Genomic DNA, 15,089 nt, shown 5'->3' on the forward strand with positions numbered 1-15,089 from the left:
ACTTTGTGCACCGCCGCACAATCTCTCGACCGGGAGGCTCACTTGCACCGCCGCCGTCGCACCGCGCTCACCCTCTCCGCCGCCGCGATCGCCGCGGCCCCCCTCCTGACCGCCTGCGGCAGCGAAGCCCACCCGGGCGCCGCGGCCGTCGTGGGCAACGACCGGATCACGGTCTCGCAGCTGGAGGGCCGGGTGAACGAGGTGCGGGACGCGCAGCGCGCCGCGATCCCGGACGAGCAGCAGTACGAGCAGGCCATCGCCAAGACCGGCGGCCTCACCCGCAGCACGCTGCACACGATGGTCCTGGACAAGGTCCTCCACCAGGCCGCCGCCGACGCGGGGGTCGAGGTGTCGCGCCGCGACATCCAGACGATGAGAGCGGGCCTCGAACAGCAGGCGGGCGGCAAGAAGGCACTCGAACAGGGCTGGCTCCAGCAGTACAGCGTCGCCCCGTCCCGCCTGGAGGACAGCCTCCGTACGGAGATCGAGGCCCAGAAGCTGGCGAAGGTGCTCGGCGCGGACATGAACGCCCCGGAGGGTCAGGCGACCTTCTGGAAGGCGCTCTCCAAGGCCTCCAAGAAGCTGGACGTCGACCTGAACCCGCGGTATGGCACGTGGGACGTGGAGAAGAGCAAGCGCGCGGACACGAAGACGCCGTGGGTGCGTGAGGTGTCCGGGGACGGCGCCGCCCAGCCCAAGCAGGCGTAAGAGGAGCCCGATCCGGCGCGGGGAGAGGGCTGTCAGTGCCGTGGGTTACGTTCGACGGGTGAACGAAACCACGCCCCCGGCCGACGCCCCCGGCCGCGTCATCCTCCTCACCACCAGCCACCGGGTGGCCCCCGGCCTGCTCTCCTGGCCCGCGTGGCAGGCCCTGCACGGGGCCGACGAGGTCCTGTGCGCCGACGCCACGCACCCCCAGCTGCCGTATCTGCGCGAGGCGGGCGTGGAGGTGGACCAGGCGTCGCCCACGGCCCAGGAACTGGTGGCGTCCTGCTCGGGCGACCGCACGGTCCTGGTCATCGCCACGGCCGAGGGCGACCGCGCCCTGACGGACGGCCTGGCGAGGCTCGCGGGCTCGGGCCGCGTGTCGATGCCGGACCTGGAACTGCTCCCGGCTTCGTACGACCTGCCGGGTGCGCGGCTCCTGGATCTGGTCCAGGTCATGGACCAGATCCGGGGCGAGTGCCCCTGGTCGTCCCAGCAGACGCACAAGGGCCTGGCGAAGTACGCGATCGAGGAGGCGTACGAACTGGTCGAGGCGATCGAGGAGGGCGACAGGGAGGAGCTCCGCGAGGAGCTGGGCGACGTCCTGCTCCAGGTGGTCTTCCACGCGCGGATCGCCGAGGACGACGAGGAGTCCCCCTTCTCCGTGGACGACGTGGCGGGCGGAATCGTCGAGAAGCTGATCCACCGCCACCCGCACGTCTTCGGCGACGACTCGGCGGACACCCCCGAGGACGTGAAGGCGCACTGGCTCCGCACGAAGGCGGAGGAGAAGCAGCGCTCATCCCTGACAGAGGGAATCCCCCTGGGCCAGCCGAGCCTCGCCCTGGCGGCGAAGCTGGCGTCCCGGGTGCGGACGGCGGGCCTTGAGGTGCCCCTTCCCTCGGGTGAGGGAGTCGGCTACGAACTCCTCGCGCTGGCCCTGCGCGCGGAGGCAGAGGGAATCGACCCGGAGGCGGCGCTGCGGGGCGCGGCGCGGGCTTATCGGGATGCGGTGCTGGCTGCGGAGGGATCTGGGGCTTAGCAGGGGATTCTGCTCGTCCGGCATTTGAGGACAGGGCTGGGGCTCTCAGCCTGTCCGGCGTTTGAGGACGAACTCGGCGGAGCCGGTGATGAGGGCACGCAAGGCTTCGGAGCGGCGTGATGCCGTCCGAGCCCGGGGAAAGAAGACCGCCGACCCCGGATACGGTCGACCCATGCAAGACCAGCCGCCCGCCCCCGCAGAGGGAACCCCCGCAGCCTGCCCCGCAGGGGCCACCCCGCCCGAGGCCCAGGGGCCAGTACCTGAGCTCTTCTCGTGGGAGTTCGCCACCGACCCCTACCCCGCCTACGCCTGGCTCCGCGAGCACGCCCCCGTGCACAAGACCCGGCTGCCCAGCGGTGTGGAGGCCTGGCTGGTCACCCGGTACGTCGACGCCAAGCAGGCCCTCGCCGACCAGCGGCTCAGCAAGAACCCCGCCCATCACGGCGAGCCCGCGCACGCGAAGAGCAAGACCGGCATCCCGGGCGAACGCAGCGCGAACCTGATGACGCACCTGCTCAACATCGACCCGCCGGACCACACCCGCCTGCGCCGCCTCGTCTCCAAGGCCTTCACGCCCCGCCGTATCGCCGAATTCGCGCCCCGCGTCCAGGAGTTGACCGACCAGCTCATCGACCGGTTCGCGGAGAAGGGGGAAGCCGACCTCATCCACGACTTCGCCTTCCCCCTCCCCATCTACGCCATCTGCGACCTGCTCGGCGTGCCCCGCGAGGACCAGGACGACTTCCGTGACTGGGCGGGGATGATGATCCGCCACGGCGGAGGGCCCAGGGGCGGGGTCGCCCGGTCCGTGAAGAAGATGCGCGGGTACCTCGCCGAGCTGATCCACCGCAAGCGCCTCGAACCCGGCGACGACCTCATCTCCGGGCTCATCCGCGCCTCCGACCACGGCGAGCACCTCACCGAGAACGAGGCCGCCGCGATGGCCTTCATCCTTCTCTTCGCCGGGTTCGAGACCACCGTCAATCTCATCGGGAACGGGACGTACGCCCTCCTCACCCACCCCGAGCAGCGCGAGCGGCTCCAGGACTCCCTCAAGGACGGCGACACCGCTCTCCTGGAGACCGGGCTCGAAGAGCTCCTGCGCTTCGACGGTCCCGTCGAACTCGCCACGTGGCGGTTCGCCACCGAGCCGCTGACCATCGGAGGGGAGGAGATCGCCGCCGGCGACCCCGTCCTCGTGGTCCTGGCAGCCGCCGATCGTGACCCCGAACGCTTCGACCGGCCGGACACCCTCGACCTCTCCCGCCGCGACAACCAGCACCTCGGCTACGGCCATGGCATTCATTACTGTCTCGGTGCACCGCTCGCCCGGCTCGAAGGGCAGGCCGCCCTCGCGACTCTTCTGCGGCGCCTCCCTGACCTGCGACTCGCGGTGGAACCTGGTGATTTGAGATGGCGCGGCGGGCTCATCATGCGCGGACTCCGCACGCTGCCCGTGGAGTTCACACCCGCACAGCAGAGCAAAGATTCGACCCCGGAAACGACGTTTAGCTGACGGACCGTCAAGACTGTGACTTTCACGTGATCTCCGCTGCATCGACTTGTGACAAGCGTTCGACTGCCGCTACGTTCACCGACGACTCGGCATCCCGTGCCGCAGTCGTCGCTCCAGTCACGCGAAAGGCAACCGCATGATCTCCGGCAATGGTCGTCACCGACGCCCCCGCCAGGCCCCGGCCCTGATCGTCGCGGCAGGAGTCGCAGGATCGGCCATCGCCATCCCGCTGCTCGGCGCCACCAGTGCGAGCGCTGCGGACACCGCCACGTGGGACAAGCTCGCGGAGTGCGAGAGCGGCGGATCCTGGAGCGCGGACGCAGGCAACGGCTACTACGGCGGGCTCCAGCTCTCGCAGCAGGTCTGGGAGGAGTACGGCGGCCTCGACTACGCGCCGAGCGCCGACCAGGCCAGCCGTTCGCAGCAGATCTCCGTCGCCGAGAAGGTTCTTGACGACCAGGGGATCAGTGCCTGGCCCAGCTGTGCGCCGATCGCCGGTCTCACCCAGGACGGCGCCGCCGCCGACGTCGACCCCGGTGCCCCGATCACGACGGTGCCGTCGGACGAGCCGTCGGAGTCGACCGGGCCCGGTGACGGCGAGTCGGCCGAGACGGGCGAGCCGAGTGCGTCGCCGAGCGAGTCGGCCGATCCCTCGGACGACACCAAGTCTTCGGACGAGCCCTCGGCGAAGCCTTCCGAGAAGCCCGACGCCGACGACGAGACGCGAGACAAGAATCACGACGAGTCGGGTGAGCCGGGCAAGTCGGATGAGTCGGATGAGTCCGACGACTCGGGCAAGTCCGGTCAGAATGACGAGGCTTCACCCGCTCCCACCGCCCCCGCCGGTGAGGGCGAGGGCCGCCACCGCGGCGACAGCGCGGACGACAAGGCCTCCGACGGCACCACTCGCGAGGGTTCGGGCCGGCACGCGTCCCGTGGCGACGAGCGTCAGAAGGACGGCTCCGACGGGACGTACACGGTTCGGTCCGGAGACAGCCTCTGGGTCATCGCGGACGACCTCGACGTGAAGGGCGGGTGGGCCGAGCTGTACGAGGAGAACGAGAAGTCGGTCGGCTCCGACCCCGATCTCATCCTTCCCGGTCAGAGCCTCGATTTGGGCGAAAAGTAGGGGTAGTTGGCGAGTCGCTTTGCGCTTGATGTCCCAATTGGCGCAAGTGAGACATGGGTCTCAGAAGCCCTGATCGTCTTTGGAAATCGGCCGTTGGCATGACTACGGTCGTGACCGCTCGCCACAGCGGGCCCCGCCGGTCGGTACGCCGAGTCCTGCCAACGGCCGTTCGGGAACAGTCGTCGCGCAAGCGCCGTAGGCAGGAGCGGGGGAACCAAGGTTTCCGCCGGGCCCGGACGTTCAGCATCGCGAGAGCGATGCGGAGAGACGGACGGGAACGGCTAGGGGTTAAGTCGCGCTCAGGAAGCGCGGCCGGGCAACTTCATCGGCCCGAACCCGACAGCTCACCTCGCAGGCGTCGGTGAGGGGATCACTCATGCTGTTTTCCAGCAAGGGCAAGCACCGCCGCCCGTCCAAGGCCACCCGTGTCGCCACGCTCGCCGGCGTCACCGGTGTAGCGGTCGCCGCCCCGCTGATGGCGGCCGGCTCGGCCTCCGCCGCGACCAACTCCGAGTGGGACGCCGTCGCCCAGTGCGAGTCGGGCGGCAACTGGTCCATCAACACCGGCAACGGCTACACGGGCGGACTGCAGTTCTCGTCCTCCACCTGGGCCGCGTACGGCGGCACGAAGTACGCCTCCAGCGCCGACCAGGCCTCCAAGGCCCAGCAGATCGAGATAGGCGAGAAGGTCCTCGCGGGTCAGGGCAAGGGTGCCTGGCCGAGCTGCGGCGTCGGCCTCTCGGGCGCCTCCAACGAGGGTGGCGGTGCGCAGGAGAGCGCCCCGCAGCAGACCCAGGAGCAGCCGAAGAGCCAGCCCAGCGCCCAGACCGAGCAGCCGCAGCAGGCCGCTCCGAAGGCCGAGGCCCCGAAGACCGAGTCCAAGAAGACCGTCGAGACCCCGACCGGCAAGACGGTCAAGAAGGGCGACGGCGAGTACAAGGTCAAGAAGGGTGACACCCTCTCCAAGATCGCCGAGGCGAAGGACGTCAAGGGCGGCTGGCACAAGGTGTACAAGCTCAACGGCGACATCATCGACAACGCCGACATGATCTACCCGGGCCAGCAGCTGCACCTCAGCTAAGCGCTGAGAGCTGAGCGGCGGCGCTTCGGCGGAGGCGCCGCCCGCCCACCCCCGTCCCCACGGGTCCACCCCGTCCCGGTGCGCGTATCCCCCGTACGCACCGGGGCGGGGTTCTTTTTGTCCGCACCGCTTTGTTCCGTTCGGAAACTTTTTGCTCTCGGTTTGTCCACAGGACGGTCGCTCGGCTGGCTGTTGCCCGGGAGCCGGTTAGGCTCGTGTCCGCGAGGCCAACGCCCCGCGTACCCGCGTCACATCCCAGAAGGAGATGCTCGTGCCGTCCATCGACGTCGTCGTAGCCCGGGAAATCCTGGACTCCCGAGGCAACCCCACGGTCGAGGTCGAGGTCGGCCTCGACGACGGCAGCACGGGTCGTGCCGCCGTTCCGTCCGGTGCTTCCACCGGTGCTTTCGAGGCCATCGAACTCCGTGACGGTGACCCCAACCGTTACCAGGGCAAGGGCGTGGAGAAGGCCGTCCTCGCCGTCATCGAGCAGATCGGCCCGGAGCTCGTCGGGTACGACGCGACCGAGCAGCGCCTGATCGACCAGGCGATGTTCGACCTCGACGCCACCGACAACAAGGGCTCGCTCGGCGCCAACGCCATCCTCGGCGTCTCGCTCGCCGTCGCGCACGCCGCGTCGGAGGCCTCCGACCTCCCGCTCTTCCGCTACCTCGGCGGCCCGAACGCGCACCTGCTGCCCGTTCCGATGATGAACATCCTGAACGGCGGGTCGCACGCCGACTCGAACGTCGACATCCAGGAGTTCATGATCGCGCCGATCGGCGCCGAGTCGTTCTCCGAGGCCCTGCGCTGGGGCACCGAGGTCTACCACACGCTGAAGAAGGTCCTGAAGGACAAGGGCCTCTCCACCGGCCTGGGCGACGAGGGCGGCTTCGCCCCGAACCTGGACTCCAACCGCGCCGCGCTCGACCTCATCCTCGAGGCCATCAAGCAGGCCGGTTACGTCCCCGGCGAGCAGGTCGCGCTCGCGCTCGACGTCGCCGCGTCCGAGTTCTACAAGGACGGCAAGTACGAGTTCGAGGGCAAGTCCCGCTCGGCCGCCGAGATGACCGAGTACTACGAGGAGCTCGTCGCCTCGTACCCGCTCGTCTCCATCGAGGACCCGCTGTTCGAGGACGACTGGGCCGGCTGGAACGTCATCACCGAGAAGCTCGGCGAGAAGGTCCAGCTCGTGGGCGACGACCTGTTCGTCACCAACCCGGAGCGCCTGGCCCGTGGCATCGAGGAGAAGTCGGCCAACGCCCTCCTGGTGAAGGTCAACCAGATCGGTTCGCTGACCGAGACCCTGGACGCCGTCGAGATGGCCCAGCGCAGCGGCTTCAAGTGCATGATGTCGCACCGCTCCGGTGAGACCGAGGACGTCACCATCGCCGACCTCGCCGTCGCCACCAACTGCGGCCAGATCAAGACCGGCGCCCCGGCCCGCTCCGAGCGCGTCGCCAAGTACAACCAGCTGCTCCGCATCGAGGAGATCCTCGACGACGCGGCCGTCTACGCCGGTCGCAGCGCCTTCCCGCGCTTCAAGGGCTGAGCCGTAGCCACGCTGTAGTTACGTACGTCCCCGTACTCGGTCCCGTACCGTGTGCGGGGACGTACGCGCGTGTGAACGGGAGGCGGGGACATGGCCGTGAAGGACCGGGACCGGTTCTCCACCGCGACCAGGCTGCGGCTGCTCGGCGAACAGACCGCGGAGCGCGTCTACCGCTCCCAGACCAAGCGCCAGGCCCGCCGCTCCCGGCTCACGGGACGCGCCGCGCTCCTGGCGCTCGTGCTCTGCTCGCTGGTCGTCGCGCTCGCCTACCCGATAAGGCAGTACGTCTCCCAGCGCGCGGAGATCGCCGATCAGCGCAAGGAGCAGGCCGAGCGCCGCGAGAACGTCGAGAAGCTGCGGGACGAGAAGGCCCGCTGGCGGGACGACGAGTACGCGGAGCAGCGCATCCGGGACCGGCTGCACTATGTGATGCCGGGCGAGACCGGCTTCACGGTGGTCGACCCCGAGGCGGCGAAGAAGCAGCACACCGACCAGGGGGCGGCCGCCAGGCCCTGGTACTCGAACGTCTGGGACGGCGTCGACAAGGCCGACCGCCCGGACGACGACTGAGCTCAGGCGACTGAGCTCAACAGAACTTCTACGGAACCGATCGAAAGACAGGCATGGAAACGCCCCCGCCGACCACCCCGCGCACCGAGCCCACCGACGCCGACGTCGAGGCCTTCAAGCAGCAGCTCGGCCGCCCGCCGCGCGGCCTGCGGGCCATCGCCCACCGCTGCCCGTGCGGGCAGCCGGACGTCGTCGAGACGGCGCCGCGCCTTCCGGACGGGACGCCGTTCCCGACGACGTACTACCTGACGTGCCCGCGGGCCGCTTCCGCGATCGGCACGCTCGAGGCCAATGGCGTCATGAAGGAGATGTCGGAGCGCCTGAAGACGGACCCCGAGCTCGCCGCCGCCTACCGCGCGGCGCACGAGGACTACATCGCACGCCGCGACGCGATCGAGGTCCTTGAGGGCTTCCCGAGCGCGGGCGGCATGCCGGACCGCGTGAAGTGCCTGCACGTCCTGGTCGGCCACTCCCTGGCCGCGGGCCCCGGCGTGAACCCCCTGGGCGACGAGGCGATCGCGATGCTCCCGGAGTGGTGGCGCAAGGGCGCGTGTGTTTCGACGTCCGAGGAACAGGGCTGACCCCGCCGCCGCTTCGCGGCGGGCTTGTTCCCCACCCACCCGCCCTACTTCGGGGCTGAGCCCCGATCCCGTGACAGGAGCGCACGCATGACCCGCGTCGCCGCGATTGACTGCGGTACCAACTCCATCCGGCTGCTCGTTGCAGACGCCGACCCCACGACCGGCGAACTGGTCGACCTGGACCGGCGGATGACCATCGTCCGCCTCGGCCAAGGCGTCGACAAGACGGGCCGCCTGGCTCCGGAGGCCCTGGAGCGGACCTTCGCGGCCTGCCGCGAGTACGCCGAGGTCATCAAGTCCCACGGCGCGGAGCGCCTCCGCTTCGTGGCGACCTCCGCCTCCCGCGACGCCGAGAACCGCGACGACTTCGTACGCGGCGTCCTGGACATCCTCGGCGTCGAGCCGGAGGTCATCAGCGGTGACCAGGAGGCCGAGTTCTCCTTCACGGGCGCGACGAAGGAGCTGGCGGGAAGCGACCACCTCGCCAAGCCCTACCTCGTCGTGGACATCGGCGGCGGCTCCACGGAGTTCGTCGTCGGCGAGGACCACGTCCGAGCCGCCCGCTCCGTGGACATCGGCTGCGTGCGCCTCACGGAGCGGCACATCCGCACCGACCCGCCCGCGCCCGCCGAACTGGACGCCGTACGCGCCGACATCGAGGCCGCGCTCGACCTCGCGGAGGAGACCGTGCCGATCCGCGAGGCGCGGACCCTGGTCGGCCTCGCGGGCTCGGTGACCACCGTGTCCGCCATCGCGCTCGGCCTCGACGCGTACGACTCGGCGGCGATCCACCACTCCCGTGTCTCGTACGAGCGGGTCAGCGAGATCGTCGGACGCCTGAGCCGGGCCACGCACGACGAGCGCGCCGCGATCCCGGTGATGCATCCGGGACGCGTGGACGTGATCGTGTCGGGCGCGCTCGTGCTTCTTTCGATCATGGAAAGGACCGGGGCCCGGGAGGTCGTCGTCAGCGAGCACGACATCCTCGACGGCATCGGCTGGTCGATCGCCTGAGCGCGTCATGTAGCGTCTGAGCGGCTGCCGAGGGGGTCGAAAGGCCCCGCGGCGACATGCCGTCGGGAAACTTCGTGAAGTTCTTCACAAGGAAATCGGCTCGGTTGGACGATGTTCAGGGGTTCCGGACCCCTAAAAGTGATCCCAGAGGACCTCGCGACCCACGATGGTGAAGGTTCGTGAGTGCGTCCGGAGCGAGGGCCGGGGGAGTGGTCCACTGGGTCCGGGAGGCCAGAGCGGCAGCTCACAAGGGGTGCACAACGTCTCGGGTCATCCCGTGGTTCCCCTGGGGCGCTATGGCCTGCGTCACGTGGGCGGCGAAGTGTAGCAGAGGGTCTACCCATGCTTGTGAAGGGGCGCACGAGCGACCCCCGTCGGGCAGGTGGATACTCGATGGCATGAGCACCACGGAGCGTCCCAGGATCCTCGTAGTAGGCGGTGGGTACGTAGGCCTGTACGCAGCTCGGCGCATCCTCAAGAAGATGCGCTACGGAGAGGCGACCGTCACGGTCGTCGACCCCCGGTCGTACATGACCTACCAGCCCTTCCTCCCCGAAGCCGCAGCCGGCAGCATTTCGCCTCGGCACGTCGTCGTCCCGCTGCGACGCGTGCTGCCCAAGGCGGAAGTTCTGACCGGCCGGGTCACCACCATCGATCAGGACCGCAAGGTCGCGACGATCGCCCCCCTCGTGGGCGAGGCGTACGAGCTGCCTTTCGACTACCTGGTCATCGCGATGGGCGCGGTCTCCCGCACCTTCCCGATCCCCGGCCTCGCCGAGCAGGGCATCGGCATGAAGGGCATCGAGGAGGCCATCGGCCTGCGCAACCACGTCCTCGAGCAGCTGGACAAGGCTGACTCCACGACGGACGAGGACGTCCGCCGCAAGGCGCTGACCTTCGTCTTCGTCGGCGGTGGCTTCGCGGGAGCGGAGACCATCGGTGAGGTCGAGGACATGGCCCGCGACGCGGCCAAGTACTACAACAACGTGAAGCGCGAGGACATGCGCTTCGTGCTCGTCGACGTCGCGGACAAGATCCTCCCCGAGGTCGGCCCGAAGCTCGGCCAGTACGGCAAGGAGCACCTCGAGGGCCGCGGTGTCGAGGTCTACCTCAAGACCGGCATGGACTCCTGCGTGGACGGCCACGTGGTGCTGAACAACGGCCTCGAGGTCGACTCCAGCACCATCGTGTGGACCGCCGGCGTCAAGCCGAACCCGGCGCTCGCCCGCTTCGGTCTGCCGCTCGGCCCCCGTGGCCACGTCGACACCCAGACGACCCTCCAGGTCCAGGGCACCGACTACATCTGGGCCGCGGGCGACAACGCCCAGGTGCCGGACATGGTCGGCCGCAAGGCCGGCAACGAGAACGCCTGGTGCCCGCCGAACGCCCAGCACGCGCTGCGGCAGGCCAAGGTCCTCGGCGACAACGTGATCTCCGGCATGCGGGGCTTCCCGCAGAAGGAGTACAGCCACGCCAACAAGGGTGCGGTCGCCGGTCTGGGCCTGCACAAGGGCGTCGCGATGATCGTCATGGGCAAGGTGAAGATCAAGCTCAAGGGCCGTCTGGCCTGGTACATGCACCGCGCGTACCACGGCATGGCGATGCCGACGTTCAACCGCAAGATCCGTGTCTTCGCCGACTGGACGCTCGCGGTCTTCCTCAAGCGTGAGGTCGTCTCGCTGGGCGCCATGGAGACGCCGCGCGAGGAGTTCTACGAGGCCGCCAAGCCCGCGCCGAAGCCCGCCGCGGCCAAGGCCGAGCCGGTCGCCGCCGGGTCCGAGGAGAAGGCCAAGGCCTCCTGACCTCCGGTCGCTGAACAGCCCCGAAGGGGCCGCCCGCCATCCGTGGTGCGGGCGGCCCCTTCGGGTTTTTCCGGCCTTTTATACGTGTTAGCTACATGTATTTTGCCGATCCGTGACGCTGCAACGGGACTGCGGGAGCGCCCGGTTGGTGTTTACGTGGTGTTGAACCTATCCGGGATATCCCGAATCACGGAGGTGTGCACCATGCCCGATGCCGCACGGCGGCTGAAGAGCCTTGCCGAACAACTGCTGGGAGCCCCGCTCCCCGTACGTATTCGTGCCTGGGACGGTTCCGAAGCAGGCCCGCCGGGCGCCCCCACCCTTGTCGTACGCAACCGCCGCGCCCTGCGCCGCCTCATGTGGAAGCCGGGCGAGCTGGGCCTCGCCCGCGCCTGGGTGGCCGGGGACCTGGACGTCGAGGGTGATCTGTACGCCGCGCTCGACCGGCTCGCCGGTTTCATCTGGCAGCGCGAGGAGGACGCGCGGACCCTCAGGGAGTCCCTGCGCGACCCGGAGTTCCGCTCCGCCGCCCGCTCCCTGATCGGCCTCGCCGCGCCGTTCCTGCCACCGCCCCCGCCGCAGGAGGAGATGCGCAGGCGTGGCACCCTCCACCTGCACACCAAGGGCAGCGACCGGCAGGCCATCAGCCACCACTACGACGTGGGTAACGACTTCTACGAGCTGGTGCTCGGCCCCTCGATGGTCTACTCGTGCGCGTACTGGGAGTCCGAGGACTCCACCCTCGAAAGCGCCCAGCGCGACAAGCTGGAGCTCATCTCCCGCAAGCTCGACCTGAAGCCCGGCATGCGGCTGCTCGACGTCGGCTGCGGCTGGGGCTCCATGGCCATCCACGCGGCGCGTGAGCACGGCGTCACCGTCGTCGGCGTCACGCTCTCCCGGGAGCAGGCCGCGTACGGCAGGAAGCGCATCGCGGAGGAGGGCCTGACCGACCGGATCGAGATCCGCGTCCAGGACTACCGCGACGTGCGCGACGGTCCGTACGACGCGATCTCCTCCATCGGTATGGCCGAACACGTCGGCGCCGAGAGGTACTTGGAGTACGCACACGACCTGCACGCCCTTCTCAAACCCGGTGGGCGCCTCCTCAACCACCAGATCGCGCGCAGGCCGCAGGCCGACGAGTCGTCGTACACGGTGGACGACTTCATCGACGCCTATGTCTTCCCCGGTGGCGAGCTCGCCCCCGTGGGGTCCACCGTCGGGCTCCTGGAGCGCGCCGGGTTCGAGGTGCGCGACGTCGAGGCGATCCGCGAGCACTACGCCCTCACGCTGCGCCGCTGGGTCGCCAACCTGGAGGCCCACTGGAAGGAGGGTCAGCGGCTCACGTCACCGGGCCGCGCCCGCATCTGGCGCCTGTACATGGCGGCGTCCGCGCTCGCCTTCGAGCACAACCACATCGGCGTCAACCAGGTCCTCGCGGTGAAGACCTCCGAGGTGGGCGCATCGGGGATGCCGCTGCGGGCCCGCGACTGGAGCTAGGCGGTACGAGGCGGTACGTACGTGCGTGGGGCCCCGGGCGGCGATCGCCCGGGGCCCCACGCACGTACGTACCGGCCGGTGCTACTCGGCCTTGATCGCCATCAGCGGGTTCAGCTTGGCCGCGCTGCGGGCCGGCCACATCGCCGCGAGGACACCGACGAGGCCCGCGATGCAGAGGAAGATCGCGATACGGCCGAGCGGGATCTCCATGGAGTACGTCTTCACCGTGCCGGAGATGCTGTTGCCCGCGACCCAGCCCATGAAGAGGCCGAGGCCGATGCCGAGCACCGCGCCGAACAGGGAGATGATGACCGCCTCCAGGCGCACCATCTGCTTGACCTTCGCGCGGTCGAGGCCGATGGCCCGCAACATGCCGATCTCGTGCTTCCGCTCGAAGACCGACATGGCCAGGGTGTTGATGACGCCGAGCACCGCGATCAGGATGGCCATCGCCAGGAGGCCGTAGAGCATGTTCAGCATCATGTTGATCGCGCCACCGATCTCGTTGCTGATCGCGTCCTTGTCCTGGATCTTCAGGGCGGGGTTGTCACCGAGCGCCTTGACGATGGAGTCCTCGGCCTTGTCGGAGGTGCCGCCCGCCATCTTCACCAGGACCTGCTGGTCGGTGATCTTGGACATGTGCGCGTCGACCACGGCGAGCGGCGTGAACAGGCCGTTGATCATCTCGTTCTGCTCGTAGATGCCGGCGATCTTCAGCTCGACCGTCTTGTCGTCGTCGAACTTCACCGGGACGGTGTCGCCGGTCTTGAGGCCCTTCTTGTCCGCGGTCTTCTTGTCCAGGAGCGTGGAGTCGCCCTTCAGACCTGCGAGCGAGCCGCTGGTGAAGTCCAGGCTCGCGACCTTGCCGAAGTCCTTCTCGTCGACGCCGGTGACCTGGTTGTACGAGCCGTCCAGCTCGCCGTAGGCCGTGCGCAGCGGGCTGCTCGCCTCGACGTCGGGGAGCTTGTCCAGCTTCTCGCGGACCTCGGGGGTCAGCGGCTCGTAGTTGGCCATGGAGACGGTGTAGTCGGCCTTCAGGGAGCCCGCGGCCATCTTGTTGATGGCGCTGCTCATGGAGGTCGCGACCACCGTCATCGCCGTGATGAGGGTCAGGCCGATCATCAGGGCCGCGGCGGTGGACGCCGTGCGGCGCGGGTTGCGCACCGAGTTGAGCCGGGACAGCTTGCCCGGGACGCCGAACGGCTTCAGGAGCGGGGCCGACGCGGCGATGAAGGGGCGCGACAGGAGCGGCGTGAGGACGATGACGCCGACGAGGATGGTCGCGGCGCCCCCGGCCATCACGTAGTTGTCGTCCATGAACATCATGACCGTGCCGATGGCGACGATGACCGAGCCGATGGTGTTGCGGACGACCAGGCCACGTGTGGTCGGCGTCGCGTGGACGCTGTTCATCGCGGCGACCGGCGGGATCCGCGCGGCGCGGCGGCCCGGCAGCCAGGCGGCCAGCATGGTCACGACCACGCCGATGATCAGGGCGACGACGATCGTGAGCGGGGCGATGACGAGCGGCCCGTCGGGCAGCGAGGCGCCCGCGGAGTTCATCAGGGACTCCAGGCCGACGGCCACGCCGATGCCGAGCGCGAAGCCGGTCACGGCGGCCACCAGGCCCACCAGGAACGCCTCGATGAGCACGGAGCGCGTCACCTGACGGCGGGATGCGCCGACGGCGCGCATCAGGGCCAGTTCCTTGGTGCGCTGGGCGACCAGCATGGTGAAGGTGTTGGCGATGATGAAGATGCCGACGAAGAGCGCGATGCCGGCGAAGATCAGCAGGACCTGGCTCATCGAGCTGGTCTGCTGCTCGATCATGCGGTCCTGGTCGGACTTGAGCTCGGCGCCGGTGACGGCGTCCGTGTCCTTCGGCAGGATCTTGTCGACCGAGCCCTTCAGTGCCGTCTCGGAGGTGCCCGCCGCGGCCTTCACGTCGATCTCGTCGTACTCGGTCTTGCCGAGGACCGTGCGCGCGGTGTCGTTGTCGAACACCACCAGGCTGCCGCCCGCGAGGACGCTGCCGTCCTCGGTGTCGAAGACGCCGCTGACCTTCGCCTGCTTCACGGGTCCGTCGGTGGAGTAGCGGACCGTGTCGCCGACCTTGTAGCCGGTGCGCTCGGCGGTCCGGGAGTCGAGGGCGATGTCACCGGCGGACTTCGGGGCGGCGCCCTTGGTGAAGTCGTAGCGCGGGTCCTTGCCGTCCTTGCCCGGGAAGTAGTTGGCGCCGGAGGTGCCCCACTCGCCGCCCACCAGCTTGCCGTCCTTGTCGGCGAGCGCGGTGAAGCCGGAGACACCGGCGATCGCGGAGTCGGCGCCGGGCAGGCTGCCCGCCTTCTTCACGAGGGAGTCGGTCAGGCGCGGCTTCTGCTTGGTCTCGTCGTCCTCGCCGCCGAACTGCTGGATGGCGACGGAGACATGGTCGAAGCTCTTCGCCGACTTGTTCTTGTAGGCGTTGCCGAAGGTGTCGGTGAAGACCAGGGTGCCGGAGACGAAGGCGACGCCGAGCATGACGGCGAGCACGGTCATCAACAGCCTGGCCTTGTGCGCGAGCACGTTGCGCAGGGCGGTACGGAACATGGGAGTCA

12 protein-coding genes and 1 riboswitch are annotated in these 15,089 nt (G+C 69.2%); of the genes, 11 read left to right on the forward strand and 1 reads right to left on the reverse strand.

Annotated features, from left to right (window positions below; genetic code table 11):
• The first annotated feature begins 42 nt into the window (after positions 1-42).
• From ABZ833_RS23030 to ABZ833_RS23080, 11 genes are all read left to right on the forward strand, one after another.
• On the forward strand, positions 43-708 hold the full coding sequence (locus ABZ833_RS23030) for a SurA N-terminal domain-containing protein (protein ID WP_361049468.1): 666 nt from the start codon (positions 43-45) through the stop codon (positions 706-708).
• A 58-nt stretch (positions 709-766) separates the two neighbouring features.
• Positions 767-1,747, forward strand: a complete 981-nt coding sequence (locus ABZ833_RS23035) for a nucleoside triphosphate pyrophosphohydrolase (RefSeq protein ID WP_361049470.1) — start codon at positions 767-769, stop codon at positions 1,745-1,747.
• Positions 1,748-1,919: 172 nt separating this feature from the next.
• A complete protein-coding gene (locus ABZ833_RS23040; RefSeq protein ID WP_361049472.1) occupies positions 1,920-3,263 on the forward strand; it encodes a cytochrome P450 in 1,344 nt (447 codons plus the stop codon).
• Positions 3,264-3,399: 136 nt separating this feature from the next.
• Positions 3,400-4,392 carry a transglycosylase family protein gene (locus ABZ833_RS23045; RefSeq protein WP_361049474.1) on the forward strand — a complete coding sequence of 331 codons (993 nt, stop codon included), beginning with the start codon at positions 3,400-3,402 and terminating at the stop codon, positions 4,390-4,392.
• A gap of 181 nt (positions 4,393-4,573) precedes the next feature.
• Positions 4,574-4,765: riboswitch (cyclic di-AMP (ydaO/yuaA leader) on the forward strand.
• Positions 4,766-4,768: 3 nt separating this feature from the next.
• Complete coding sequence (locus ABZ833_RS23050; protein ID WP_361049475.1) at positions 4,769-5,473, forward strand: transglycosylase family protein; 705 nt, start codon at positions 4,769-4,771, stop codon at positions 5,471-5,473.
• Positions 5,474-5,738: 265 nt separating this feature from the next.
• Entirely contained in the window at positions 5,739-7,025 is a 1,287-nt protein-coding gene (eno, locus tag ABZ833_RS23055) for a phosphopyruvate hydratase (RefSeq protein WP_361049477.1), read from the forward strand.
• Between the two features lie 90 nt (positions 7,026-7,115).
• Positions 7,116-7,595: a septum formation initiator family protein gene (locus ABZ833_RS23060; protein WP_361049479.1), complete on the forward strand. Its 480-nt coding sequence runs from the start codon at positions 7,116-7,118 to the stop codon at positions 7,593-7,595.
• A 53-nt stretch (positions 7,596-7,648) separates the two neighbouring features.
• On the forward strand, positions 7,649-8,176 hold the full coding sequence (locus ABZ833_RS23065) for a DUF501 domain-containing protein (protein ID WP_361049481.1): 528 nt from the start codon (positions 7,649-7,651) through the stop codon (positions 8,174-8,176).
• Positions 8,177-8,263: 87 nt separating this feature from the next.
• On the forward strand, positions 8,264-9,190 hold the full coding sequence (locus ABZ833_RS23070; RefSeq protein ID WP_361049483.1) for a Ppx/GppA phosphatase family protein: 927 nt from the start codon (positions 8,264-8,266) through the stop codon (positions 9,188-9,190).
• Between the two features lie 398 nt (positions 9,191-9,588).
• Entirely contained in the window at positions 9,589-10,992 is a 1,404-nt protein-coding gene (locus ABZ833_RS23075) for an NAD(P)/FAD-dependent oxidoreductase (protein WP_344523300.1), read from the forward strand.
• Between the two features lie 204 nt (positions 10,993-11,196).
• A complete protein-coding gene (locus ABZ833_RS23080; RefSeq protein WP_361049486.1) occupies positions 11,197-12,492 on the forward strand; it encodes a cyclopropane-fatty-acyl-phospholipid synthase family protein in 1,296 nt (431 codons plus the stop codon).
• 81 nt (positions 12,493-12,573) lie between these two features.
• Here the strand turns inward: ABZ833_RS23080 and ABZ833_RS23085 are convergent, their stop codons facing one another.
• Positions 12,574-15,081, reverse strand: coding sequence for an FtsX-like permease family protein (locus ABZ833_RS23085; RefSeq protein WP_361049488.1), 2,508 nt, complete (start codon positions 15,079-15,081; stop codon positions 12,574-12,576).
• Positions 15,082-15,089 lie beyond the last annotated feature (8 nt).

The organism is Streptomyces sp. NPDC047525 (assembly GCF_040643025.1).
Lineage (GTDB): Bacteria > Actinomycetota > Actinomycetes > Streptomycetales > Streptomycetaceae > Streptomyces > Streptomyces durmitorensis.